General features: G+C 71.9%; 21 protein-coding genes and 2 tRNA genes. 7 read left to right on the top strand and 16 right to left on the bottom strand.

The window, feature by feature from the left end:
- Positions 1–24: 24 nt before the first annotated feature.
- The 3 genes from IF37_RS0113230 to IF37_RS0113220 are packed head-to-tail and all read right to left on the bottom strand — an operon-like array spanning position 25 to position 3697.
- Complete coding sequence (locus tag IF37_RS0113230; protein ID WP_030741121.1) at positions 25–1824, bottom strand: ABC transporter ATP-binding protein; 1800 nt, start codon at positions 1822–1824, stop codon at positions 25–27.
- Positions 1821–2711, bottom strand: coding sequence for an ABC transporter permease (locus IF37_RS0113225; RefSeq protein ID WP_030741119.1), 891 nt, complete (start codon positions 2709–2711; stop codon positions 1821–1823). The genes IF37_RS0113230 and IF37_RS0113225 overlap by 4 nt, the downstream gene beginning before the upstream one ends.
- Positions 2708–3697, bottom strand: coding sequence for an ABC transporter permease (locus IF37_RS0113220; protein WP_030741117.1), 990 nt, complete (start codon positions 3695–3697; stop codon positions 2708–2710). The genes IF37_RS0113225 and IF37_RS0113220 overlap by 4 nt, the downstream gene beginning before the upstream one ends.
- 133 nt (positions 3698–3830) lie before the next feature.
- Here IF37_RS0113220 and IF37_RS0113215 point away from each other — a divergent pair, with 133 nt between their 5' ends.
- Positions 3831–5522 carry an ABC transporter family substrate-binding protein gene (locus IF37_RS0113215; RefSeq protein WP_030741115.1) on the top strand — a complete coding sequence of 564 codons (1692 nt, stop codon included), beginning with the start codon at positions 3831–3833 and terminating at the stop codon, positions 5520–5522.
- A gap of 116 nt (positions 5523–5638) precedes the next feature.
- On the opposite strand, the gene IF37_RS0113210 is transcribed toward IF37_RS0113215, so the two are convergent.
- Complete coding sequence (locus IF37_RS0113210; RefSeq protein ID WP_030741113.1) at positions 5639–6244, bottom strand: TetR/AcrR family transcriptional regulator; 606 nt, start codon at positions 6242–6244, stop codon at positions 5639–5641.
- Positions 6245–6378: 134 nt separating this feature from the next.
- Between IF37_RS0113210 and hisN the strand changes: the two genes are divergently transcribed.
- Both hisN and IF37_RS0113200 read left to right on the top strand, forming a co-directional pair.
- Entirely contained in the window at positions 6379–7179 is an 801-nt protein-coding gene (hisN, locus tag IF37_RS0113205) for a histidinol-phosphatase (RefSeq protein WP_030741110.1), read from the top strand.
- A gap of 175 nt (positions 7180–7354) precedes the next feature.
- A complete protein-coding gene (locus IF37_RS0113200; RefSeq protein ID WP_030741108.1) occupies positions 7355–7774 on the top strand; it encodes a cyclic nucleotide-binding/CBS domain-containing protein in 420 nt (139 codons plus the stop codon).
- A 68-nt stretch (positions 7775–7842) separates the two neighbouring features.
- Here IF37_RS0113200 and IF37_RS0113195 read toward each other — a convergent pair whose 3' ends face one another.
- Positions 7843–9297: a catalase gene (locus IF37_RS0113195; RefSeq protein ID WP_030741106.1), complete on the bottom strand. Its 1455-nt coding sequence runs from the start codon at positions 9295–9297 to the stop codon at positions 7843–7845.
- 146 nt (positions 9298–9443) lie between these two features.
- Here IF37_RS0113195 and IF37_RS0113190 point away from each other — a divergent pair, with 146 nt between their 5' ends.
- Positions 9444–9860, top strand: a complete 417-nt coding sequence (locus IF37_RS0113190; RefSeq protein WP_030741103.1) for a Fur family transcriptional regulator — start codon at positions 9444–9446, stop codon at positions 9858–9860.
- 138 nt (positions 9861–9998) lie between these two features.
- Here IF37_RS0113190 and IF37_RS0113185 read toward each other — a convergent pair.
- The 4 genes from IF37_RS0113185 to IF37_RS0113170 form a co-directional block, all read right to left on the bottom strand.
- Positions 9999–10072 (bottom strand) — tRNA-Met (locus IF37_RS0113185).
- A gap of 57 nt (positions 10073–10129) precedes the next feature.
- A complete protein-coding gene (locus IF37_RS0113180) occupies positions 10130–11941 on the bottom strand; it encodes a tetratricopeptide repeat protein (RefSeq protein ID WP_173456793.1) in 1812 nt (603 codons plus the stop codon).
- Between the two features lie 223 nt (positions 11942–12164).
- A tRNA-Met gene (locus tag IF37_RS0113175) sits at positions 12165–12238 on the bottom strand.
- 41 nt (positions 12239–12279) lie between these two features.
- Positions 12280–15222, bottom strand: coding sequence for a UPF0182 family protein (locus IF37_RS0113170; RefSeq protein WP_173456795.1), 2943 nt, complete (start codon positions 15220–15222; stop codon positions 12280–12282).
- A gap of 164 nt (positions 15223–15386) precedes the next feature.
- Here IF37_RS0113170 and IF37_RS0113165 point away from each other — a divergent pair, with 164 nt between their 5' ends.
- Positions 15387–15929 carry a PPA1309 family protein gene (locus IF37_RS0113165; RefSeq protein WP_030741096.1) on the top strand — a complete coding sequence of 181 codons (543 nt, stop codon included), beginning with the start codon at positions 15387–15389 and terminating at the stop codon, positions 15927–15929.
- A gap of 77 nt (positions 15930–16006) precedes the next feature.
- On the opposite strand, the gene IF37_RS0113160 is transcribed toward IF37_RS0113165, so the two are convergent.
- The 4 genes from IF37_RS0113160 to IF37_RS0113145 form a co-directional block, all read right to left on the bottom strand.
- Entirely contained in the window at positions 16007–17104 is a 1098-nt protein-coding gene (locus IF37_RS0113160; RefSeq protein ID WP_030741095.1) for a PDZ domain-containing protein, read from the bottom strand.
- A gap of 50 nt (positions 17105–17154) precedes the next feature.
- Entirely contained in the window at positions 17155–17328 is a 174-nt protein-coding gene (locus IF37_RS44860; RefSeq protein ID WP_173456789.1) for a hypothetical protein, read from the bottom strand.
- Between the two features lie 232 nt (positions 17329–17560).
- Positions 17561–18022 carry a molybdenum cofactor biosynthesis protein MoaE gene (locus tag IF37_RS0113150; protein ID WP_030741092.1) on the bottom strand — a complete coding sequence of 154 codons (462 nt, stop codon included), beginning with the start codon at positions 18020–18022 and terminating at the stop codon, positions 17561–17563.
- 209 nt (positions 18023–18231) lie between these two features.
- Positions 18232–19353, bottom strand: a complete 1122-nt coding sequence (locus IF37_RS0113145) for an SDR family oxidoreductase (RefSeq protein WP_030741089.1) — start codon at positions 19351–19353, stop codon at positions 18232–18234.
- 192 nt (positions 19354–19545) lie between these two features.
- On the opposite strand from IF37_RS0113145, the gene IF37_RS0113140 reads away from it, so the two are divergent.
- Both IF37_RS0113140 and IF37_RS0113135 read left to right on the top strand, forming a co-directional pair.
- Positions 19546–21003, top strand: coding sequence for a zinc-dependent metalloprotease (locus IF37_RS0113140; protein WP_030741086.1), 1458 nt, complete (start codon positions 19546–19548; stop codon positions 21001–21003).
- Complete coding sequence (locus tag IF37_RS0113135) at positions 21000–21521, top strand: NUDIX hydrolase (RefSeq protein ID WP_030741083.1); 522 nt, start codon at positions 21000–21002, stop codon at positions 21519–21521. Before IF37_RS0113140 ends, IF37_RS0113135 begins: the two co-directional genes overlap by 4 nt.
- Before the next feature lie 49 nt (positions 21522–21570).
- Here the strand turns inward: IF37_RS0113135 and IF37_RS0113130 are convergent, their stop codons facing one another.
- From IF37_RS0113130 to IF37_RS0113120, 3 genes are all read right to left on the bottom strand, one after another.
- The gene (locus tag IF37_RS0113130; RefSeq protein WP_030741080.1) at positions 21571–22326 is read right to left on the bottom strand and encodes an AIM24 family protein; all 756 of its coding nucleotides are present in this window, start codon (positions 22324–22326) and stop codon (positions 21571–21573) included.
- A gap of 18 nt (positions 22327–22344) precedes the next feature.
- Positions 22345–23025, bottom strand: a complete 681-nt coding sequence (locus IF37_RS0113125; RefSeq protein ID WP_030741076.1) for an AIM24 family protein — start codon at positions 23023–23025, stop codon at positions 22345–22347.
- An 11-nt stretch (positions 23026–23036) separates the two neighbouring features.
- A partial coding sequence (locus IF37_RS0113120) for an AIM24 family protein (protein ID WP_030741074.1) occupies positions 23037–23980 on the bottom strand: 944 nt, incomplete at its 5' end.

Here is a 23980-nt window from a genome sequence, read left to right as displayed (position 1 = left end):
CGCACCGACGTCACCCGCCGGGGCTCACAGCACCGTGCGTGGGCGGGGGAAGTGGCAGGCCGTGCCGTCGCCCTCGAACACGGGCGTGTCGTGGGCGCAGCGCTTCTGTTCGTCCACCGTCAGCTCGGCGTACAGCGGGCAGCGGGTGCGGAAGCGGCAGCCGTCGTAGCGGCGGGTGGGGCTCGGCGGGTCCCCGGCGAGCAGGATGCGTGAGCGCCGCCGTTCCCGCTCGCGCTCGGGGTCGGGCAGCGGTACGGCGGAGAGCAGGGCCTGGGTGTACGGGTGCCGGGGCCGGGTGAAGACCTCGTCGACCGGGCCGGCCTCGACCGTGCGGCCGAGGTAGACCACGCTGACGCGGTCGGCGATGTTGCGGACCACGGACAGGTCGTGGGAGACGAACAGGTAGGCGAGCCCCAGCTCCTCCTTCAGCCGCCGGAGCAGGTCCAGCACCTCCGCCTGGACGGAGACGTCGAGGGCGGAGACGGGTTCGTCCAGGACGAGCAGTTCGGGGGCGACGGAGAGGGCGCGGGCGATGCCGATCCGCTGGCGCTGCCCGCCGGAGAACTCGTGCGGGAACCGGTCGGCGTGCGCCGGGTCCAGACCGACCTGGGCGAGCAGTTCGGGCACGCGGCGGGCGACGGCGGCCCGGTCGGCGCCCTGGGTGCGCAGCGGCTCCGCGATGATGTCGCCGACCGGCATCCGGGGGTCGAGGGAGGCCATCGGGTCCTGGAAGACGATCTGGACGCGGCGGCGCAGTGCCTTCGTCCCGGCCTTGCCGAGGCTGCCGAGCCGCTGCCCGAACAGCTCCGCGGTCCCGCCCTCGGGCGCGGCGAGTTCGAGCAGTTCGAAGAGGGTGGTCGACTTCCCGGACCCGGACTCCCCGACCAGCGCGAGGGTCTCGCCGCGCCGGATGTCGAGGTCGACGCCGTCGACGGCGTACACCGTGCCGGTGCGGCGCTTGGCGACGGTGCCCTTCCACACGGGGAAGGTGCGGGTGAGGCCGCGGACCTTCAGCACCGTCTCCCCCGTCGGCGGCCGGGACGCGCGCGGGGTGTCGATGCGCGGGACGGCGGCGAGGAGTTGCCGGGTGTAGGGCTCGCGTGGGTGGTGGAAGACCTCGCGGGCCGTGCCCTGCTCGACCACCCGTCCGTCCCGCATCACGGCGACCCGGTCGGCCATGCCGGCGATGACGCCGAGGTCGTGGCTGACCAGCAGGACGGCCGCGCCGGTCTCCCGCCGGGCGGTGTCCAGCACGTCGAGGATCTGCGCCTGGATGGTGACGTCCAGGGCGGTGGTGGGCTCGTCGGCGAGGATGAGGTCGGGCTCGCCCGCCATCGCCATGGCGATCATGGCGCGCTGGCGCATGCCGCCGGAGAACTCGTGCGGGAACGCCCGGGCGCGCAGCGCGGGTTCGGGGATGCCGACGAGGTCGAGCAGTTCCACGGCCCGCGCCCGGGCCCGCGCGCGGCCGACGTCCCGGTGGGCGCGGACGGCCTCGGCGATCTGGTCGCCGACGCGGTACACCGGGGTGAACGCGGACAGCGGGTCCTGGAAGACCATCGCCACGCGGTCGCCCCGGATCCGGGTCAGCTCCCGTTCGCCCGCGCCGAGCAGTTCGGTGCCGTCGAGCCGGACCGAGCCGCGCACGGTGGCGTTGCGGGGCAGCAGCCCGAGGACGGAGAGGGCGGTGACGGACTTGCCGGACCCGGACTCGCCGACCAGGCCGAGGACTTCGCCGCGTTCCAGCGTCAGGCGCACGCCCCGTACGGCCGCTCTGCCGTCGAAGTCGACGTCCAGGTCCCGCACGTCGAGCAGCGGGTTCACCGGGCGGTCCGCTCGCTGGTCGGGTCGAGGGCGTCCCGCAGGCCGTCACCGACGAGGTTGACGGCGAGGACGAAGACGACCAGCAGACCGGCGGCGAAGAAGAACATCCACGGGTAGGTGATCGCCGCGCCGGTGCCGGAGGCGATCAGCGTGCCGAGGGACACGTCGGGCGGCTGTACGCCGAAGCCGAAGTAGGACAGCGCGGTCTCGCTCATCACGGCGCCGCCGACCTGGATGGTCGCGTCGATGATGAGGAAGGAGGCCACGTTCGGCAGTACGTGCCGCCAGATGATCCGGAACGGTCCGACGCCCATGTAGCGCGCGGCGCGCACGAATTCACGCTCCTTGAGGGACAGGGTCATGGAGCGGACCACCCGGGCGGTGATCATCCACGCGAAGACGGTGAGCAGCGCGACGAAGGCGACCCAGCCGCCGGAGCGCAGCCGGGGCGAGACGATCGCGATGATCAGGAAGGACGGGAAGACGAGGAGCAGGTCGACCCAGAACATCAGCAGCCGGTCGGTCCAGCCGCCGAAGTAGCCGGCGCAGGCCCCGACGAGCGAGGCGAGGCCGGTGGCCAGCACGGCCACCAGCAATCCGATGAGCAGCGACTTCTGCAAGCCGCGCGCGGTCTGCGCGAAGACGTCCTGCCCGATCCGGTTGGTGCCCCACCAGTGGTCGGGGCCGGGCGCGGAGCGCAGGGCGCCGTAGTCGATGTGACTGTAGGACCAGGGGGTGAGGTACGGCCCCAGGAAGGCGAGGAGGAAGAGCAGGACGAGGACGACGGCGCCGGCGAGCGCGGGCCGGTTGCCGAGGAACCGGCGCAGGACGAGGGCGGAGCGGCCGGTCGGCGCGGCGGCCGGCTCCGTGCGGGTGGCCGTGGTCATGAGGTCTTCCGGATGCGCGGGTCGAGGGCGGCGTGCAGCAGGTCGGCGAGGAAGCCGGAGAGGAGCACGGTGACGGCGGCGAAGATGTTGACGGCGACGACCGAGTTGACGTCGTTCTTGCCGATGGAGTTCACGAACCACTCGCCCATGCCGTGCCAGCCGAAGATCGTCTCGGTGAAGGTGGCGCCGGTGAACAGGGCGAGGAAGCCGTACGAGAAGTACGTCGACATGGGGATGAGGGCGGTGCGCAGGCCGTGCCGGAGCAGGACGGCACGGCGGCCGAGGCCCTTGGCGCGGGCGGTGCGCAGGTAGTCGGAGCCGAGGACGTCGAGCATGGTGCTGCGCTGGTAGCGGCTGTAGCCCGCGACGGCGAACAGGGCGACGGAGAGCGTGGGCAGCAGCAGGTGCACGGCCCGGTCCCCCAGGACCGTCCAGAAGCCGCCGTCCACCCCCGGGCTCTTCTCGCCGGTGAAGCGGATCAGGTCGGTGCCCGTGGTCTGGTTGAACCAGATCGCGCCGGTCTTGAGCAGGACGGCCAGCAGGAACACCGGCGTGGACAGCAGCGCGAAGGAGATGACGGTGACCGCCCGGTCGCTGAACCGGTACTGCCGTACGGCCGTCCAGGCGCCGGCGAGCACTCCGCCGACGGTGCCGAGGACGGTGCCCGCGAGCAGCAGTCGCAGGCTGACGCCGATCCGGCGGCCGAACTCGGCGCCCACGGAGGTGCCGTCGATGGTCCGGCCGAGGTCGCCGTGGAGGAACGCCCGGCCCGCCCAGTGCAGGAAGCGCCGGCGCAGCGACTGGTGGTCGTTGACGCCGAGCGCGGTGAGGTGGTGGTCCACGGCGGCGGGTGACAGGGGCGGCTGCCGGCCTTCGTAGTAGGACCGCGGATCGAGCGCGAGCGAGGCCAGCAGATACGACAGGCAGACGGCGGCCAGCAGCAGGACGGCGTGGTAGCCGAGGCGTTTGACCAGGTAGGAGGGCACAGGGAAATGGTCCGGTCCCCGTGTTGCGGAAATGTGAAGAGAACATGTCAGTAACCCGGGAGCCCTCCCATGGCCGTCGTGGGCCGTTCTACGTTCGGCGCATCCGCCCTTCGACCCCGCAAAGGACCCCGACATGCGCCAGACCACCACCGCCGCCTGGATCGCCGCCACCGCGGCCACCGCGCTGCTGGTGACCGGCTGCGGCTCCTCCGGCTCGGACCACGAGCCGAAGAAGGCGGCGGCCCCCCGGGTCGACGGCCAGGACATCAACGCGCACCCGCTGTCCGACCTCCGGCAGGGCGGCACGTTCAAGGCGGCGATCAGCCAGTGGATCACGCAGTACAACGTCAACACCGTCGACGGTGCCCAGGGTGACGCCCAGGACATCGCCCGGACCGTGCTGCCCGACCTGTTCGACTCCGACGCCCGGGGCGCCCATCACGCCAACCCGGACTTCCTGCTCTCCGCGAAGGTGACCTCCACCAGCCCCCAGGTCGTCGAGTACCGGCTGAACCCCAAGGCCAAGTGGTCCGACGGCAAGCCGCTGAGCTGGCACGACTTCCACGCCCAGTGGCAGGCGCTGAACGGCTCCGACAAGGCGTACGAGGCCGCCGACACCTCGGGCTACGACCAGATCTCCGAGGTCGGACAGGGCCGCGACGCCCACACGGTGAAGGTCACCTTCAAGGCGCCGTACGCCGACTGGCAGCGGCTGTTCGACCCGCTGTACCCGGCCGCGTACATCGACACACCGCGCGAGTTCGTCCAGAGCTGGGCCGAGAAGGTGCCGGTCAGCGGCAACGCGTTCAAGATCGGCCGGTACGACAGGACCGCTCAGACCATCACCCTCGTCCCCGACCCCGCCTGGTGGGGCACCAGGCCCCGGCTGGACTCGATCACCTACCGCGTCCTGGACTTCCCCGCGCGCACCGACGCCTATCTGAACAAGGAGATCGACTACACCACCGCGCTGCTGCCGGAGGACTACAAGCGACTGGTCAAGGCGCCGGGCACGGACATCCGGCGGGGCGCGCGCTGGGACGAGGTGCACATCACGCTCAACGGCGGCCGCGGGCCGCTGAAGGACCTGCGGGTGCGGCAGGCGATCCAGCACGCCGTCGACCGCAAGGGCATCAACCAGGCGTTCGCCCAGGACCTGTCCTTCGAACTCAAGCCGCTCGACAACCACTTCTTCATGCCCAACCAGCGGGGGTACGAGGACACCACCGGCGGGAACGCCGCCTACGACCCCGACGCGGCGAAGAAGCTGCTCGACGCGGCCGGCTGGAAGGACAACGGCGAGGGCAAGCCGCGCACCAAGGGCGGCAAGCCGCTCACCCTCGACTACGTCCTCAGCTCCGGCAGCACCAGCGCCCAGTTGGACCAGGCCGAACTCGTGCAGCAGCAGTTGGCCGCCGCCGGGGTGAAGGTCGAGCTGAGGAAGGTGCCGGCGAACGACTACTTCAACGAGTTCGTCAACAAGGGCAACTTCGACCTCACGAGCTTCCGCAACGTCGACGCCGTGTACCAGACGATGCTCGCCTCGACCTTCCAGCAGCCCGCCGGGGGCAACCTCTTCCAGAACTTCGGCGCGGTCGGCTCCCCCAAGGTCGACGCACTGCTGAAGAAGGCCGGCGGGACCACCGACCCGACGGCCGCCGCCCGGCTCTACAACGAGGCGGACCGGGAGATCTGGCGGCTCGGCCACTCCATCGAGCTGTACCAGCGCCCGGAGATCCTCGCCGTCCGCGCGAACCTGGCGAACCTGGGCGCGGAGGGACTGGCCGACGTGGACTACACGAAGGTGGGCTGGCTGAAGAAGTAGCCGCGGGCCGGCCCGCACGGCGGACACCGGACGTCCCAGCGGACACCGGCCCGCACAGCGGACACCGGCTCGCGCACCGGACACCGGACACCGGACCTCACGCCGGGTGCCGGCTCTCACACCACGTGCCGCGGGAGCACCGCCCGGACCAGCTCCGCCACCCCGCCCTCCGCGGGCGGCGCCGCCACGCAGGACAGCGCGAGCCGGACGACCAGTTCGCAGGAGCGGAGCAGTACGGCGGTGTCGTCCGGCGTGGCGCCGGGACCGGCCAGCACCGCCGCCGCGCGGTCCCGGACGATCCGCACGAAGTCGCCGGGCTCCGGCAGCGGCCGGTCCGCGCGGCGCTGCGCCGGCACCACGGAGGCGGAGGGCGCGGCGGCGAGCGGCGGGGGCGGCAGCCGCTCGGTCCAGCAACCGGTGAGCATGGCCCGTACCAGCGCGCTGTCGCGGGCGGCGGCGGCCGTCCACTCGGCGGCGGCGGTGAGCCGGTCCGACGCCCCGGCGGGTCCGGCCAGGGCCCGCTCGACACCGGCGAGATAGCCGTCGGCCTCCCGCCGCACCAGCGCCCGGGCCAGGCCGTCCTTGCTGCCGAACTCGTTGTACAGGGTCTGCCGGGAGACCCCGGCCGACGCGGCCACGTCCACCATCCGCACCGCGGACCACGGCCGGCGCGCGAGTGCCCGGCGGGCGGCGTCCAACAACGATTCCCGGGCAGCGGGCATCCTCGCCTCCCTGGGCCAAAGCGGCTCTGCGCCCAGGTTTGACGCGCTCGCACGCACTGTCAAGGGTGCGCGGGGCGGCGACCCGCCCGGGCCCCTGCTGGCCCCGCACCGACCACGCCGGATACCGTTCCCCCATGCCGGACTACCTCGACGACCTCCGTCTCGCCCACGTCCTCGCCGACGCCGCCGACGCCGCCACCACCGCCCGCTTCAAGGCGCTCGACCTGAAGGTGGAGACGAAGCCGGACATGACCCCGGTGAGCGAGGCGGACAAGGCGGCGGAGGAAGTCGTCCGCGGTCAGCTCCAGCGCGCCCGCCCGAGGGACGCCGTCCTCGGCGAGGAGTACGGCGTCGAGGGCACCGGCCCCCGCCGCTGGGTCGTCGACCCGATCGACGGCACCAAGAACTACGTCCGGGGCGTCCCGGTGTGGGCGACCCTGATCGCGCTGACGGAGGAGGACGCCGACGGGAACTGGCAGCCCGTCGTCGGCGTCGTCTCCGCCCCCGCCCTCGGCCGCCGCTGGTGGGCCGCGCAGGGCCACGGTGCCTTCACCGGCCGCAACCTCACCTCCGCCAGCCGTATCCACGTCTCCGGCGTCGGCAAGCTCGCGGACGCCTCCTTCGCGTACTCCTCGCTCTCCGGCTGGGAGGAGCAGGGCCGCCTGAACGGCTTCCTGGACCTCACCCGCCAGGTGTGGCGCACGCGCGCGTACGGCGACTTCTGGCCGTACATGATGGTCGCCGAGGGCTCCGTGGACATCTGCGCCGAACCGGAGCTGTCCCTGTGGGACATGGCCGCCACCGCCGTCGTCATCACCGAGGCGGGCGGTACCTTCACCGGTCTCGACGGCCGCCCGGGCCCGCACAGCGGCAACGCGGCGGCGTCCAACGGCCTGCTCCACGACGAGCTGCTGGGGTATCTCAACCAGCGCTGACGAGCGCCGGGGGAGCTTCGCGAGCGCCCGCAACTCCCCCCGCACGCCCCCTTGTTGACCCTCCCTTTACCTGGCACTCTGAGCCCACCCGCGCTTGTGAACTTGTGCAGTGGCACACGGGCACCCGCGCGCCGGGCCCGAACGATCCCGGGGATTCCTAGGAGGTGGCCTCTTCATGCTCGTCCGTGACGCCATGAGCACGGTGATACTCACCCTCGGCCCCGCCCACACCCTCCGCGAGGCGGCCACCCTGATGTCCGCCCGCCGCGTCGGCGCCGCCGTGGTCCTCGACCCGGACGCCGGCGGCATCGGCGTCCTGACCGAACGCGACATCCTGAACTCCGTCGGCCTCGGCCAGAACCCGGACGCCGAACGCACCCACGCCCACACCACCACCGACATCGTCTTCGCCGCCCCGACCTGGACGCTGGAGGAGGCCGCCCGCGCCATGGCGCACGGCGGCTTCCGGCACCTGGTCGTGCTCGACCGGGGCGAGGTGGCCGGGATCGTCTCGGTCCGCGACATCGTCCGCCGCTGGGCCCCGGACCGCGCATCCGTATCCGCGTCCACGCCCGCATCCGCATCCGCACCCTGAACACGCGAAGCGGGCCGGACCCCGGAGCACCGTGGGGTCCGGCCCGCCCAGCCGCGACGGCGGCCGGGTCAGCCGCGCAGCGCCCGCACCGCGGCCTCGAGCCGCTTGCCGAAGTCGGCGTCGGCGCTCGCGAAGTTGCCGATCGCCCGCTCGGCGATGTCCGCGCGCGAGACCTGCGAGATCGCACCCGCGAGGTTGGCGACCAGGCGCTCCTTCTCCTCCTCGGTCATCAGCCGGTAGAGGTTGCCCGCCTGCACGAAGTCGTTGTCCTCGGCGTGCGTCGGCGTCGGGTGGTTGCCGGTGCCGCCCGTGAGGCCCTCGAACGGCTGCCACAGCGGGCGGCCGGTCTGCTGCGGTCCGCCGAAGCTGTTCGGCTCGTAGTTCTTCGCCCCGCCGTGCCGGCCGTCGTAGAGGAAGCCGTCACGGGAGTGGGTGCGCGCCTCGGCGGCGTGCGGACGGTTCACCGGCAGGTGGTCGGCGTTGATGCCGACGCGGTAGCGGTGCGCGTCGCCGTAGGCGAAGAGCCGGCCCTGGAGCATCTTGTCCGGCGAGGGGCCGATGCCGGGCACGAAGTGCGCCGGAGAGAAGATCGACTGCTCGACCTCGGCGAAGACGTTCCGCGGGTTGCGGTTCAGCTCCAGCTTGCCGATCTCGATGACCGGGTAGTCCGCGTGCGGCCACACCTTGGTCAGGTCGAACGGGTTGAAGCGGTAGGCCGCCGCGTCCGCCGCCGGCATGATCTGCACGCCCACGGTCCAGCTCGGGAACTCGCCGCGCTCGATCGCCTCGCGCAGGTCACGCTGGTGCGAGTCGGGGTCCTTGCCCGCCAGGACCTCGGCCTCCTGGGCGGTGAGGTTCTTGATCCCCTGGTCGGTCTTGAAGTGGTACTTGACCCAGAAGACCTCGCCGGCCTCGTTGTTCCACTGGTAGGTGTGCGACCCGAAGCCGTCCATGTGCCGGTACGACGCCGGGATGCCGCGGTCGCCGAACAGCCAGGTCACCTGGTGGGTCGACTCCGGTGACAGCGACCAGAAGTCCCACACGTTGTCGGCTTCCTGGCTGCCGGTGTACGGGTCGCGCTTCTGGGTGTGGATGAAGTCCGGGAACTTGATCGCGTCCCGGATGAAGAAGACCGGGGTGTTGTTGCCGACGAGGTCGTAGTTGCCCTCCTCGGTGTAGAACTTCAGCGCGAAGCCGCGCGGGTCGCGGACGGCGTCCGCCGCGCCGAGGTTGCCGGCCACGGTGGAGAAGCGCAGGAAGACCTCGGTCTCCTTGCCGGACTCCGCGAGGAACGCGGCCCGCGTGTACGGCGTGACGTCGGCGGTCACCGTGAAGGTGCCGTAGGCGCCCGCGCCCCGGGCGTGCACCACGCGCTCCGGGATGCGCTCCCGGTTGAAGTGGGCCAGCTTCTCCAGCAGCAGCTGGTCCTGGAGGAGGACCGGCCCGCCGACGCCCGCCGTCTCGCTGTTCTGATTGTCGGCGACCGGAGCACCGGCCTCCGTGGTGAGCGCTCCCTGCGTCACGTGCGCCTCCTGCGTCTTCACTGACGTGGTCCTGTCCTGTAGCCAAAGCCAGGCTCGATCCTACAATGGACTTTGTCTAAGTCAAACGGTGATCCAAGTTCACACCTATTCCCGACCTGGTCCCCCTTCCTGTTAGGCTGGTAGCCATGAGCGACCTTCTGGAACGGCTGCGTGGACGCGGATGGCGGATGACCGCGCAGCGACGCGTGGTGGCCGAGGTCCTGGACGGCGAGCATGTGCACCTGACCGCCGACGAGGTGCACGCACGGGCCGTCTCGAAGCTGCCCGAGATCTCCCGGGCAACCGTCTACAACACGCTGGGCGAACTGGTCTCGCTCGGTGAGGTGCTGGAAGTCACGACGGACAAGCGCGCCAAGCGGTACGACCCGAACGCGCACCGGCCGCACCACCACCTGGTCTGCGCCCGCTGCGGCTCGATCCGGGACGTCCACCCGACCGGCAACCCCCTCTCCGACCTCCCCGACTCGGAGCGCTTCGGCTTCACGGTGTCGGACGTCGAGGTCACGTACCGGGGGCTGTGCCCGGCCTGCGCGAGCGCGTAGCACCCCGGCGCCCGCCCGATCCCCCGCTGCGAAAGAGCCCCGGAACCCCGGGGCTCTTTCGCGTACGCACAGGGAAACGCGCACACGAAAAAACCGAGGGCCGGAACCCATTTCTGGATTCCGGCCCTCGGCCTTCAGTAGCGGGGACAGGATTTGAACCTGCGACCTCTGGGTTATGAGCCCAGCGAGCTACCGAGCTGCTCCACCCCGCGTCGGTGAACACGACATTACGCGAGGCCGCTGCCCGAATGCAAATCGCTCGCTCCGGCTCATGCCGACAGTTCCTCCCGCAGCGCGTCCCGCAGGCGGCCCGCCCGCTCGGCCACCTCCGTCGGCCCCAGGGCCACCGCCCGGTCGGCCCACCGCTGCCCCTCCGCCAGCTCGCCGCGACGCGCGTAGACGAGGGCCAGCCGGAGCGCCGCCCGGCCGTGGCCCGCGTCGGCGGCCCGGGTCCACCACACCGCCGCCTCGGGCTCGCTGCCCTCGCGGGCCAGCAGCAGCCCCAGGTTGAAGGCGCCGTTGCGCGATCCGGCCTCGGCCGCCGTGCGGTACCAGCGCGCCGCCTGCACCACGTCACCCCGGGCCGCCGCCAGCATGCCGACCCGCACCTGGGCCCGCCGGTGCCCCTGCGAGGCGGCACGCTCGTACCACTCCTCGCACTCGGTCTTCTCGTGCACGACCTCCCCCAGCTCGTGCGCGCGCTCCGGCGGCCGGCGCGCATCGAGCAGGGTGGCCAGCCGGTATGCGCCCTCCGCGCTGCCGCCGCCCGCCGCACAGCGCAGATGGCGTTCGGCCTCCTGCTCGTCGCCCTCGCGCAGCCGGGCGATGCCGGTCTGGAGCGCGGCCTCGGCATGCCCGGCGGCGGCCGCCCGCTCGTACCAGCGCAGCGCCATCGCGTCCTCGCCGCGCCCGGCGTACAGGATGCCGAGGTTGAAGGCGGCGTCGACGCTCCCGGCCTCGGCGGCCTTGGAGAACCACGGCTCGGCCCCGCTCGTGTCGCCGTGCTGGAGCAGCAGGATGGCGAGCGCGTTGGCGGCCTCCCGGTGCCCGGCGTAGGCGGCCCGCCGGTACCACTGCTCGGCCTGCGCGGTCCGGCCCTGCTCGGCGCAGAGCAGCCCCAGGTTGTAGGCGCCGTTGTCGTCACCCGCGTCCAGCGCGGCCCGGTACCAGCGCTCGGCGGTCTGGGTCTCGCCGCGCTCGGCGTGCAGCGCGCCCAGCGCGTTGGCCGCGTTGCCGTCGCCCTCCTGGGCGGCGCGCAGCCACCACACGGCGGCGCTCTCGCTGTCACCGGCGTCGCGCAGCAGGAAGCCGAGCGCGCAGGCGGCCTGCGGCTCGCCGTCCCTGGCGGAGGTCAGGTACCAGCGCCCGGCCTCCCTCAGCTCGCCGCGCCTCTCCAGGATCGCGCCGAGGTGCAGCGCGGCCCGCCGGTGACCGCGCGCGGCGGCCTGCCGGTACCACTGCTCGGCCCCGGGGGCACCGCCGCTGGAACCGTACTCGTCCCCTTGTCCGGCGGCGTGGTCCAGCGCGCGGGCCAGCCGGTAGGCGGCCTCGCGGTGCCCGCGCTCGGCGGCGGCCCGCATCCAGCGCTCGGCACCCGGGTCCCCGCGGTGCTCCAGCAGGTCGGCGAGCGCGTAGGCGCCGAGCACGTGTCCCTGCTCGGCGGACTGGCGCAGCCAGTACTCGGCGGCCGGCTCGTCACCGCGCTCACGGTGGTAGCGGCCGAGCCCGTGCGCGGCGGCGGCGGAGCCGGCGACGGCGGCGATCCGCCACCAGCCGGCCGCCTCGTCGGGGTAGCCGCGCTGGTGCAGCAGCACTCCCAGGTTGTTGGCGGCCGCCCGGTCGCCGGCCGCGGTGGCGGCACGCAGGTGTGGTTCGGCGCCGTCGAGGTCACCGCGGCGCAGCAGCATGGCTCCGAGGACGCTCGCCGCCTCCGCGTCACCGCCCTGCGCGGCGAGCGCGAGGCGCGTCTCCTCGGCGTCCTCCCCCATGTCCACCAACTCGTCGCGGGCCGACTCCGCACCAGAAAGCTGCACAAATCGCCCCGACTCGAACAGAGTTGCCTTGTCCCCCATAACGTCCATCGTCGCACCACCTGCAACCTGGGTACACCCGGTATACCGCAGTCCGTGAGGTCACTTCAGCGTTTTGTCGACATGCCCACAGAGAGACAAGTCAAACACACACCACACGACTACCCAGGACGGCGCGGCCGACCCTCCCCGCGGCACATGAGTTCGCACACCACGCACCCCGCGCACACCACGAAGGCCCGGATCCTTGCCGGATCCGGGCCTTCGACTTCAGTAGCGGGGACAGGATTTGAACCTGCGACCTCTGGGTTATGAGCCCAGCGAGCTACCGAGCTGCTCCACCCCGCGCCGTTGCGTGTCAACCCTACCACGGCACGGGGGAACCTTGATCAACTCTTGGTGTCGCCGGCCTTGTCGCCCTTCGCGCCGCCGGTCCCACCCGCGTTCCTGTCCGCGTTCTTGCCCGTGCTGTTCGGCTTCTCCACCTTGGACTGGGCGTCCTCGGCCCGCTTCAGCGCGTCGGCCAGTTGCTTCTGTGCCTTGGCGTAGGCGTCCCAGTCCGGCCCGTCCTTGAGCGCCTGCTGCCCGGCGTCGTAAGCCTTCCGGGCATCCTCCAGCGCCTGCTTGACGGTCGGATTGCCGGTGTCGGGCGGGCTGGTGGTACCGGTCTCCGGCGGCGTGGTCGAACTCTTCACCCCGAAGACCTCGTCGAGCGCCTCGTCCAGGGTGTCCTTGAACGCGGTCCTGCCCTCGTAGGTGACCAGAACCTTTCTCAGCAACGGGTACTTGAGGGAACCACCGCGGACGTAGACCGGCTCCGCGTAGAGCAGTCCGCCGTCCAGCGGCACGGTCAGCAGATTGCCGTACTCGACCTTCGAATGCCCGCGGCTGAGCAGGCTGATGGTCTCGGCGATGGCCGATTCGGAGTTGAACTGGCTCTGCACCTGCTTGGGGCCGTCGACGGTCGTGCTCGTCGGCAGTTTCAGCACTCTGATCTTGCCGTAGTCGCTGGTGCCCGGGTCGGAGTCGACGGCCATGAAGGCGCTGAGGTTGTCCCGCCCGCTGGGCGTGAACGTGGTCGTCAGCGAGAACGTCTTGGCCTTCTGGTCCGGCATCCTCATGCTCAGGTAGTACGGCGGCACCGCGCTGCGCGAGTCGTTGGTCGGGTCGTCCGGCACGTCCCACACCTCGCTGCCGCTGAGGAACGTCTGCGCGTCCGGCACGTGGTAGCGGGTGAGCAGCTCGCGCTGGACCTTGAACAGGTCCTGCGGGTAGCGCAGATGGGCCATCAGCTCAGGGGAGATGTCCGAGCGGGACTTGACCGTGTCGGGGAAGGCCTTCATCCAGGTCTTCAGCACCGGGTCCTTGGTGTCCCACTGGTAGAGCCTGACCTCGCCGGTGTAGGCGTCGACGGTCGCCTTGACCGAGTTGCGGATGTAGTTGACCCGGTTCTGCTGCGCCACGACCGCACGGGAGTTGTTGGTCGCCGTCAGCGAGTCGGCCGTCGTGTCACCGAGGGTCGTCCGGGACGCGTAGGGGTACCCGTTCGTGGTGGTGTACGCGTCCACGATCCACTGGATCCGGTGGTTCACCACGGCCGGGTAGGCGTCGCCGTCGATGGTCAGCCAGGGGGCGACCGCCTCCACCCGGTCCTTGGGCGTGCGGTTGTACAGGATCCGCGAGCCCTTGCCGATCGCGCCCGAGTAGAGGATCTGCGGTTCGTTGAACGCCACCGCGTACGCGGCCCGGTTGACCGGGTTGTCGAGGTTGACCCCGCTCCCGCCCTGGTAACTGGTGGTCTTCTCGCGCTCGTTCTCGGAGTAGTCGACCTCCTTCTGGGGTCCTCCGACGATCGAGTACGTGGTGGTCTTCTCGCCGTAGTAGACCCGCTGCTCGTACGACCCGAGGTCGCCCTGGGACGGCAGGTTCTTCTCGGTGAAGACCGGCCGGCCCTTGCGGTCGGCCTCGGTTCCCTTGGCGGCGACCACGCCGAAGCCGTGCGTGTAACGGAAGTGGTCGTTGATCCAGTTGTTCTTCGGGATGCCGGCCAGGTTCAGTTCGCGCAGCCCGATGACGGTGTCCTGCTCCTTGCCGTCCTTGGAGTACCGGTCGACGTCGAGGTTGTCCGGGAACCCGTAGTAGGCCTTCATCTGCTGGAGTTGCTGGAACGTCGGCGAGACGACGTTCGGGTCCATGATGCGGATGCTGGCCGTGCCGTCGACCTGGTCGCGCAGCTTGGTCTTGTCGGAGGCCTGGGACGTGCCCGGGTACTCGGTGACCTCGGCGTCGTCGATGCCGTACGCCTGGCGGGTCGCCTTCAGGTTCTTCTGGACGTACGGCGCCTCCTTGGCCTGCTCGTTCGGCTGGACCTGGAACTTCTGCACGATGGCCGGGTACAGGCCGCCGATCAGGATCGCCGAGAGCACCATCAGGCCGAAGCCGATGACGGGCAGCTGCCAGGTACGCCGCCACAGCGTGGCGAAGAACAGCAGCGCGCAGATGACGGCGATGCAGAACAGGATGGTCTTGGCCGGCAGATAGGCGTTGGCGTCGACGTAGCGCAGACCGGTCCAGTTGTCCGTCGCCTTGAAGTCGCTGGACTTGACCGCGAGGCCGTACCGGTCGAGCCAGTAGGCGACCGCCTTCAGGGCGACGAAGATGCCGAGCAGCACCGACAGGTGCCCGGTCGCGGCGGCGGTGGCGCGCGCGCCCGGGCTGGTGACGCGCAGCCCGCCGTACAGGTAGTGGGTGAGCGCGGCGGCGATCAGGCAGAGGATCGCGGCGGCGAAGCCGAAGCCGAGCAGGAACCGGTACCAGGGCAGGTCGAAGGCGTAGAAGGAGACGTCCAGGTGGAACTGCGGGTCCTTCTCGTGGAACGGCACGCCGTTCACCCACATCAGCCAGGTCCGCCACTGGCCCGCCGCCGAGGCGCCCGCGATCAGCCCGACCAGCGAGGTGACGGCGAGCAGCAGCCACTTCTTGTACGGCGCGATGCCCATCCGGTAGCGGTCCAGGCTCTGCTGCTCCATGGACATGGCGCTCAGCGGGGGCCGCAGCCGGTGCGCGAGCCAGATGTTGAGACCGACCGCGAGGGCCATCAGCAGACCGAAGACGAAGAACAGCCCGATCTTGGTCGACAGGGTGGTGGTGAACACCGACGAGTAGTGCACCGACCGGTACCAGAGCCAGTCCGTCCAGAAGCCCGCGAACATGGTGAACGCCATGCCGAGGACGGCGAGGACGCCCAGTGTCACGAGCAGGGCCCGGACCCTCCGGGACGGGCGGCCCGCTCTGATCCGTGGCCCCGTCGGGCCTCCGCCGCGGTCCGGCATCTGGAAAGCCAAGGTGCGCACCTCGAAGTTCGCTGTCGTTCCGTCAGACCCTCGGGTTCGCGGGCCCGCCGTGGCCCCCCGTGATCGCGGGCCCACACCTATGCAACTTACTCACGGTTTACTCGGTTCCCGATTCCGGCCGGGAACGAGGCAGGATTGTGACCATGTCCAACACTCCCATGGCAGCGAGCCCGCTCACCCGGGCCGTACTCGAGATCGACGAGTACGTCTCCGGCCTCGGCTGGGACCAGCCCGCTCGCCTTTTCGCCCTCGTAGACACCGCACGGCTGCGGGCTCAGGAACCCTCGCTCGCGGCCCAGCTGGGCCTCCAGGACGAGTCCGAGACCGTCGGTCTCACCCCGATCGAGCAGGACGAGGTCCCGTCCGGCAAGCCGCTGGACGAGTTCCTCGGCACCATCGCCTGGCCCGGCGCGGTCGCCGGCTGCGCGCTCACCGTGGAGCGCCTGATGCTGCCGCCGTCCGCGGAGGCCCAGGTCCCGTCCGGCCTGGACGAGGCCGGGCTGGCCTCCTGGGTGGCCCGGCACCCCGAGCGCCAGGAGGTGCGGATGACGGTGGCCGTGCTGCGCGACGGCAGCCGCGAGTCGGCGCTGCGGCTGCGTGAGAAGGACACCCCCACGGAGGTCCTGACCGGCCCCGACCTGGTGCCGGGCCTGGCGGACGCCCTGGCCGCGACGTTCGCGGACTGACCGCCCGCTCCCGCCGCGGTACGGCGACGGGGCGCCCCCGGCCTCCGGGGAGCGCCCCCGGCCGTGGCCCGGTCCGCTCAGCCCTTGGCGGTGCACTTCGGCAGGGCGGCGACGTCCCCGCCGCGGATGTCCTTGAGGGCGCCGAGCGCGTCGTCGATGGTCTTGACCTTGATCAGGGTGAGCCCGCTCGGGGTGTCCTTGGCCGCCGCCGCGCAGTTCTCGGCGGGGGTCAGGAAGTACCGGGCGCCCTTGCTGCGGGCGCCGACGGTCTTCATCTCGATGCCGCCGATGGGGCCGACCGTGCCGTTGTCGTCGATGGTGCCGGTGCCGGCGACGAACGTGCCGCCGGTGAGGCTGCCCGGGGTGAGCTTGTCGTAGATGCCGAGGGCGAACATCAGGCCGGCGCTGGGTCCGCCGACGTCGGCGAGCTTGATGTCGACGGTGAACGGGAACGTGTGGTCCGTCCCGGCGGAGATGCCGACGACGGCCCGCTCGGCACCGCCGTCCTCGGATGCCTTGGTGGTGATCGTGACCTTCCGCGTCCCGGTCGCCGTCTTGTGGGCCTTCTCGGCGGCGGCCTGCTCCGCGGCGGGGACGACGGTGAAGACGACCTCCTGGCCGGGCTTGTGCTCGGTCACCAGCTTGGCGACGTCGGCCGGCTGCTTGACCGCCGTACCGTCGACGGCCTTGATCACGTCACCGGCGTGCAGCCTGCCCTCGGCCGGGGAGCCCTTGATCACCGTGGAGACGATCACCCAGGACGTCACCGGGATGTGCAGCTCCTTCAGGGCGGCGACCTTGGCGCTCTCCTGGGACTGGCTGAACTCCTCGGCGTTCTCCTGGGTGGACTGCTCCTCCGTCTTGCCGTCCGGGTAGAGCGTGTCGTGCGGCACGATCTTGCTGTCGTGCGCCAGCCAGCCGTAGACCGCCTCGACGAGGTTCATCCGGTAGTCGGCGCTGGTGACCCGGACGGTGGTCATGTTCAGATTGCCGTCGGTCGGATAGGTCTTGTGCCCGGAGATCTGAAGCACCGGCTCGCCGTCGTGGTCCCCGAGCGTATTCACGGTCGGGCCGGGGGACATCTCCGCGTACGGCACGGGGATGAGCACTCCCGCGCACAGGAGCGCGATCAGCATCAGGGTCGAGGCGAGCATCGTCGCGGTGCGGCGTGGCATGCCTCGACAGTACGGGACGCCTCTGTCAGCGCACCGTCAGGGCACCCCGGTCAGGCCCCGCGCGCACCCGGGCGCGGCTTCTCCATCGCCTCCCGGAACCGGGCGTATCCGTCCAGCTCGGGACCGTCGCCGCGGACCTTCCGGGTCCGGTTGGCCCAACTGCCCCACAGTCCGCCGCCGACCGCGGCCAACAGCGGAATCAGCAGCCAGACAAGCACCCCCATGCCGACCTCCCGCACACCATGAGCGTCCGCAACTGACTGATCAGCAGATTAACCATCCGCAGGGACAACGCTCACGCGAGGGTGCCGGTTACGCAACCGGAGGGGGCGGTGCGCCGAATGCGCACGGGAGGGCTGCCCGGGCCGACGGGGGGTCGGCGGGGGCAGCCCGGGGTCGGCGTGCCCGGCGAGGGGTCGGCGGGGGCAGCCCGGGGTCGGCGTGCCCGGCGAGGGGTCAGCAGGCGCCGACCCACTCCTCCGTGCCGTCGGAGAACGTCTGGTGCTTCCAGATGGGCACCTCGTGCTTGAGGTCGTCGATCAGCTTGCGGCAGGCGTCGAACGCCTCCGCGCGGTGCGGGCAGGCCACGGCGACGACCACGGCCAGATCCCCCACCCGGAGGTCACCCACCCGGTGGACGGCGGCCAGCGCCCGCACGGGATGGTCGGCGACGACCTTCTCGGCGACCCGCCGCATCTCGGCCTCGGCGCTGGGGTGGCACGAGTACTCGAGGGCGGCCACGTCGGCACCGCCGTCGTGGTCGCGCACGGTCCCGACGAACAGCGCCACGCCCCCGGCCGCGTCGTCCCCGACGGCCCGGAACACCTCGTCCACGGAGAGCGGGGTCTCCCGGATGCTGATCAGCTTGATGGGGTCCTCGGCCGCCTGCTCACCGGGGTGCTCGTTCCTGAGTGCCATGCCTCCATCGTGCCGCATGGCCGTGACACCGCGGAATACGCGTTTCAGGAGGCACGCGCGGGGGCGTTTTGGAGGCTCCTACAGCGGCGGGCCGCCGGCGGGGAGCCCGTGCGGTGCCGCGGGAAGCCGCGTAAGGCCGCGGCGGGCCCTTCCGGCCTCGGCTCCGGTCCCCGCCCGGTCCGGGCGCCCCGGTCCGGTCCCGGAGGGCCTCAGACGCGCCGCCGCGCCTTCCGGGCCCGCCGTACGACGGCCGCCGCGCCCAGCAGGGCGACGGTCGCCCCCGCCGCGCCGGCCGCCGTCGCGTCCTTGCGCCCCAGCCTCCGCCCGGCCACCGTGTGCCGCCCGGACACCTCCTCCAGCAGCTCCGCGAGCACCTCCTCGTTGGTCCACTTCGGCCGCCACCCGGCGTCGTGCAGCCGGCTCCCGCTGACCACCCAGGGGTACATCGTGTAGGCCAGGTCCCCGGCCGGGGAGGGGGTGAGCCCGATCCGGTGCAGCCGGGCCGCCGCGCCGAGGGCGACCGCCGACGGCAGCTCCATCCGCCGGATCCCGCTCAGCTCCTCGACCTCCTCCTGCTCCAGCCAGCCGTCACAGCCGACGGCCAGCTCCCCGTCGACCTTCTCCAGCACGGCGTACTCCAGGGCGCCGCAGAGGTCCTCGACGTGGCAGAACTGCCACGCGGGCCGCGACCCGGCGACGACGAGCAGCCGCGGCGACTCGAAGTACCGGGTCAGCGCGGTGTCGGTGCCGCCGACCAGGACGGCCGGCCGTACGACGGTGACGTTCAGGCCCGGATGCGCGCGCGGGGCGCGCCGGGCCAGCCGTTCGATCTCCAGCAGGTCGCCGACGCCGGTGGCCTCCGCGGTGGCGCGCAGCTCGGCGTCCTCCGACAGGGGCAGCTCGTTGTCCGGCAGCGCGCCGTAGACCATCGCCGAGGTGCACAGCACCACCCGGTGCACGCCGGCCGCCGCGGCGGCGGTCAGCACGGTCTGGGTCCCCCGGACGTTGTAAGCCGTGCGCGCCGCCGGATCGGTCTCCAGGTCGAGGTCGAGCGCGAGGTGGACGACCACGTCGGCGCCCCGCAGCTTGTCGGCGATCGCCGGGTCGCGCACGTCCAGGATGTGCCACTCGGCCTCGGCGCACTCGCCGCGCCGCTCGTCGAGGGCGACGACCCGTCTGATCTCCGGGGAGGCGGCGAGCCGCTCGGTGAGCAGGGCGCCGACCCCGCCGGCGGCGCCGGTGACCGCGACGACGGGGCCGCGCACGGCGGGGGGTGCGGACGGGGTTGACGGGTTTCGCGCTGCGCGAACCTGTGGATCTGGGGAACTCACCGGGCGTCTCCAGCGGTTGTCTTCAGTACACGCGCGAGTGACGCGTATGTACCAGGTGCATCCATCCTGCCGCAGGCGTTCCGCAGGCGAAGCACCGAGGCCCGATCGGGTCCGGGTGTCTAGGCTGGGTGGTGTTGTCGGGCAGCCGCGCCGCCGGAGTGAGACCGGTGGCCTTACCAGCCGAGGAATCCCGTGAGTGACACCCCATTCGGTTTCGGCCTTCCGCCGGAGGAGCCGGAGGACGGCGACGAGGGCAAGAAGAAGGACCAGCAGAGCGGTGGTGGGCAGGGACCGGCCAACCCGTTCGGCTTCGGCGGCCTGCCGGGAGCCGGCGGCTTCGGCGGCCCCGGCGCCGACAATCCGCTCGCAGCCATGTTCGGTTCCCTGAACCCCACCGACCTGGGCGCCGCCTTCCAGCAGCTCGGCCAGATGCTCTCGTACGAGGGCGGGCCGGTGAACTGGGAGATGGCCAAGCAGATCGCCCGCCAGACGGTCGCCCAGGGCACCTCCGACGGCACGAAGGACGCCAGCGTCGGTCCGTCCGAGCGCAGGGCCGTCGAGGAGGCCGTCCGCCTGGCCGACCTGTGGCTGGACGACGCGACGTCCCTGCCGTCGGGCTCCGCCTCGGCGGTGGCCTGGTCGCGCGCGGAGTGGGTCGAGGCGACCCTGCCCGCCTGGCAGGAGCTGGTCGACCCGGTCGCCGAGCGGGTCGGCGCGGCCATGGGCGACGTCCTGCCGGAGGAGATGCAGGCCATGGCGGGCCCGCTGATCGGCATGATGCGCTCGATGGGCGGCGCCATGTTCGGCACCCAGATCGGGCAGGCCGTGGGCGTGCTCGCGGGCGAGGTCGTGGGCTCCACGGACATCGGGCTGCCGCTGGGCCCGGCCCGCAAGGCGGCCCTGCTGCCGGCGAACGTGGAGGCGTTCGGCAAGGACCTGAGCGTGCCGCAGGAGGAGGTGCGGCTCTACCTGGCCCTGCGCGAGGCCGCCCACCAGCGTCTCTTCGCGCACGTGCCGTGGCTGCGCTCGCACCTGTTCGGCGCGGTCGACGGCTACGCGCGCGGGATCAAGGTCGACACCGCCAAGCTGGAGGACGTGGTCGGCCAGTTCGACCCGCAGAACCCCGAGCAGCTCCAGGACGCACTCCAGCAGGGCATGTTCCAGCCGGAGGACACGCCCGAGCAGAAGGCCGCCCTGGCCCGTCTGGAGACCGCTCTGGCGCTCGTGGAGGGCTGGGTGGACGCGGTGGTCCACGCCGCCGCGAAGCCCCGTCTGGGGTCCGCCGACGCGCTGCGCGAGACGCTGCGCCGCCGCCGGGCGACCGGAGGTCCGGCGGAGCAGACGTTCGCCACTCTGATCGGTCTGGAGCTGCGCCCGCGCCGGCTGCGCGACGCCTCGCGCCTGTGGGCCTCGCTCACGGACGCGCGCGGGGTCGACGGCCGGGACGGCCTGTGGGCCCACCCGGACATGCTGCCGACGGCGACCGACCTGGACGACCCGGACGGTTTCGTCCACCGCGAGCAGCTGGACTTCTCCGAGCTGGACAAGATGCTGGGCGAAGCCGCCGACCGGCCGGACCTGCGCAAGAAGGACGACGGCGGGGAAGGCGGCGGCAAGGCCGACGACGGCAAGGGCGACGGCACCGAGTGAGCCTGTACGACGACGCGGTCCTCGTGCTGAAGGAGTACGAGGACCAGGACGGACTGCGCCGGTCGTACCTGGACCATCTGGCGGCCCACCCGGACGGCATGTGGAAGTCCTGCACCGCGGGTCACCTCACGGCCAGTGCCCTGGTGATCGATCCCGCGCGCGGCCGGGTGCTGCTCACGCTGCACCGCAAGCTGCGGATGTGGCTCCAGATGGGCGGCCACTGCGAGCCGGGCGACGCCACGGTGCGGGCGGCGGCCCTGCGCGAGGCGACGGAGGAGTCCGGCATCGCCGGGCTGGCGCTGCTGCCCGGCGGCCCGGTGCGGCTGGACCGGCATCCGATCCCGGCGCCCTGCAACTGGCACTTCGACGTCCAGTACGCGGTCCTGGCGCCGCCGGACGCGGTGCACGCGATCAGCGACGAGTCGCTCGACCTGCGGTGGTACGCCTACGACGAGGTGGCCGGCGTGGCGGACGAGTCGGTCGTGCGCCTGCTGGAGGCCACGCGCGCCAGGCTCTGACGGACGACGCGGGGGTGGCCGCCCGGGCGGCCACCCCCGCGTTCCCGGTTCAGCTCCAGACGTTGCCCTGGTTCTGGCCGCGCGCCCCCTGCCGGCCCATGCCGAACTGGGCGGCGACGCCCTGCCCGATCACCGCGTTCTGCGGCGGCAGCAGCTCGCTGGGCTGCACGAGCGCGAACCCGGAGCCCATGAAGCTCAGCTCCCAGCCCTCACCGGTGCTGCCGCGTCGGCGCCACACGCCGGAGGAGTGCGTCTGGGCCTGCATCTGCACGCGCAGCCCGGTGGACCAGGCCACGATGGCGTCGGCGTCGCAGTTGACGTACTTGTCGGGCGTGACCCGCATCAGCAGCGGAGCGCCCGAGGTCATCAGGGCCACCTTGCCGCGCCCGGTGATGTTGAGCTGGTACTTCCCGGAGCCGGAGATGCCGTAGAGGCTGTCGACGGCGATCACCTCGTGGTGCAGCGAGGAGTCCATGGCGAGGACGTAGGAGCTGTCGACGGTCAGCCCGTCCTGCTCGACGTCCATGATGTGCACGTACTGGGCGAGGTTGGCGAGGTAGACCGTGCCCTGGCCGTGGCAGCGCATCAGGTCCAGGCCCTCGCCGGTGTACGCACGCGCGCGTGCCTGGCCGTTGCCGCGGTACTCGGCGTCGAACTCGACGAGGCCCTGGTAGGCGACCATGGTGCCCTTGCGGGCGAGCAGGTCGTCGTGGCCCTCCAGGGTGATCCGGAGCAGTTGCGCGTTCTGGAGGCTCCAGCGCTCCTGGGTCTGGACGTCGTTGTGCGCGAAAAGCGGGCTCTGCATGGTGTTCTGGCTCCCCCTTCAGCCCCGGAACCGGAGGCGGTCGGTGCTGTCCTCGCTGGGCTGGACGACGACGATGCCCTGTCCGGAGAAGGCCATCTGGTAGGCCTCGCCGCTGCCCCGTCCGATCAGCGACTGGGCCTTGAAGCTGCGCTTGCCCTTGACCTTCAGGTTCGGCGACCAGGCGACGAGCGCGTCCGGGTCGACGTAGGTCTCGTCCTCGCCGCCCCCGCAGTCCACGACGATGGGCGTGCCCCGGGAGGTCAGCGCGACCCAGCCCTGACCGGAGATCCTGGTGTTCCACAGGCCCTGGCCGGCGAACTTCGCGAGCCCCTTCACGCGCTCCACGCCCCAGCTGAGGTGGGCGTCGAAGGCGAGCAGGTTGGTGGCGTTGACGGAGATGCCGTCGCCGTCGAGGTTGATCACGACGACGTCGGCGCCGTAGTCGGCGAGGTAGAGCAGGCCGTCGCCGGAGCACTTCATCAGCGGCGCGCCCTCGCCGGTGACCCAGTCGCGGGCGATCTGGCGGACGGCCGGCGGGTTGGGCTCGTACTGGATGAAGCCCTCGTAGGCGACCATCGACCCCACGCGCGCGAGGAGGTCGCTGCCGGTCTGCATGGCGACCTTCAGCATGTGGCTGCCGTGGTTCTCCATGCGGGCGGTGACGGGTGCGGGGGCGTAGCCCGCGAGCGGCTGGTTCATGACGGGCTCCCTCAGACCTCGTACGGCTGGACCACGATGAAGTTGCCGGGCGCGCCCCGGAACTGGAGGTTGACGCTCTCGCCGGTGTCTCCGGGGTAGGCGTTGCGGCGCATCCGGACCTGGCTGGAGACGATCACCTGGGAGGCGGCCGACCAGGCGACGACGGCGTTGCAGTCGGCGAAGGTGGTCGGCGTGACCGGCAGCACCACGGGCGTGCCGTGCGTCTTGACGACGATGGTGCCGGTGCCCTGGAACTGCATGGTGAACAGCGCGCCGCCGGGGATGCCGTGGCCCTCGACGCGGCGGACCTCGTAGGAGAGGCTCTCGTCGAAGGCGAGGACGTTCTCGGCGGAGACGCAGATCGCGTCGCCCTGGAGTTCGACGGGGTGCAGGTGGGTGGCGTCGTCGGCGAGGAAGACCTGGCCCTGGCCGGTGCAGCGCATGAGCTGCATCTCCTGGCCGGTGGCGTTGCCCACGACCCGGCCCATGAACCCGGCGCCCTTGTAGCTGAAGTCGACCTTGCCCTGGTAGAGCACCATGCTGCCCTGCCGGGCCAGCACCGGCTGGCCGCCGATGCCGAGGTCGACGCGGATGAGCTTCTTGTTCTGCTGCGTCCAGCGCTGCCCGGTCGGCGTCTCCTTGAACGCCTGGAGCGCGGCCGTCACCCCGGCACCGCCCTGGGGCGCGCCCTGCGGCACTCCGTAGGCGGCGGGCTGCGAACCGGGGACCTGGCCGTATCCCGGCTGCCCGCCGGGCGCGGGCGGCTGCCCGTACCCCGGGGGCAGCGGCGCGCCGCCGTACGACGGCTGCTGGGGCGGCTGGCCGTAGGGCGCGGGGGCCGTGGGCGCGGCCGGCGGCGGGACGGTGCCGGCGGCGGGCGGGGTCAGGGGTGCGATGACCGTCGGCGCGGCGTGCAGGTTCGGCGCGGGGGCCGGGGGCGGGGTCTGGCCGGGCG

Origin of the sequence: Streptomyces sp. NRRL S-31, assembly GCF_000718775.1 — a bacterium.
GTDB lineage: Bacteria > Actinomycetota > Actinomycetes > Streptomycetales > Streptomycetaceae > Streptomyces.
The sequence above is the reverse complement of the archived record's forward strand: the minus strand, read 5'-3'. Positions and strand labels throughout refer to the sequence as shown.

What these genes read in the sequence shown, in the direction of transcription:
- hisN (WP_030741110.1), top strand. Translation starts at nt 6,379, where the DNA reads ATGCCGGACTACCTCGACGACCTCCGTCTCGCCCACGTCCTCGCCGAC.
- IF37_RS44860 (WP_173456789.1), bottom strand. Translation starts at nt 17,328, where the DNA reads ATGGGGGTGCTTGTCTGGCTGCTGATTCCGCTGTTGGCCGCGGTCGGC.
- IF37_RS0113150 (WP_030741092.1), bottom strand. Translation starts at nt 18,022, where the DNA reads ATGGCACTCAGGAACGAGCACCCCGGTGAGCAGGCGGCCGAGGACCCC.
- IF37_RS0113225 (WP_030741119.1), bottom strand. Translation starts at nt 2,711, where the DNA reads ATGACCACGGCCACCCGCACGGAGCCGGCCGCCGCGCCGACCGGCCGC.
- IF37_RS0113160 (WP_030741095.1), bottom strand. Translation starts at nt 17,104, where the DNA reads ATGCCACGCCGCACCGCGACGATGCTCGCCTCGACCCTGATGCTGATC.
- IF37_RS0113210 (WP_030741113.1), bottom strand. Translation starts at nt 6,244, where the DNA reads ATGCCCGCTGCCCGGGAATCGTTGTTGGACGCCGCCCGCCGGGCACTC.
- IF37_RS0113190 (WP_030741103.1), top strand. Translation starts at nt 9,444, where the DNA reads ATGAGCGACCTTCTGGAACGGCTGCGTGGACGCGGATGGCGGATGACC.
- IF37_RS0113180 (WP_173456793.1), bottom strand. Translation starts at nt 11,941, where the DNA reads ATGGACGTTATGGGGGACAAGGCAACTCTGTTCGAGTCGGGGCGATTT.
- IF37_RS0113215 (WP_030741115.1), top strand. Translation starts at nt 3,831, where the DNA reads ATGCGCCAGACCACCACCGCCGCCTGGATCGCCGCCACCGCGGCCACC.
- IF37_RS0113130 (WP_030741080.1), bottom strand. Translation starts at nt 22,326, where the DNA reads ATGCAGAGCCCGCTTTTCGCGCACAACGACGTCCAGACCCAGGAGCGC.
- IF37_RS0113200 (WP_030741108.1), top strand. Translation starts at nt 7,355, where the DNA reads ATGCTCGTCCGTGACGCCATGAGCACGGTGATACTCACCCTCGGCCCC.
- IF37_RS0113125 (WP_030741076.1), bottom strand. Translation starts at nt 23,025, where the DNA reads ATGAACCAGCCGCTCGCGGGCTACGCCCCCGCACCCGTCACCGCCCGC.
- IF37_RS0113165 (WP_030741096.1), top strand. Translation starts at nt 15,387, where the DNA reads ATGTCCAACACTCCCATGGCAGCGAGCCCGCTCACCCGGGCCGTACTC.
- IF37_RS0113170 (WP_173456795.1), bottom strand. Translation starts at nt 15,222, where the DNA reads ATGCCGGACCGCGGCGGAGGCCCGACGGGGCCACGGATCAGAGCGGGC.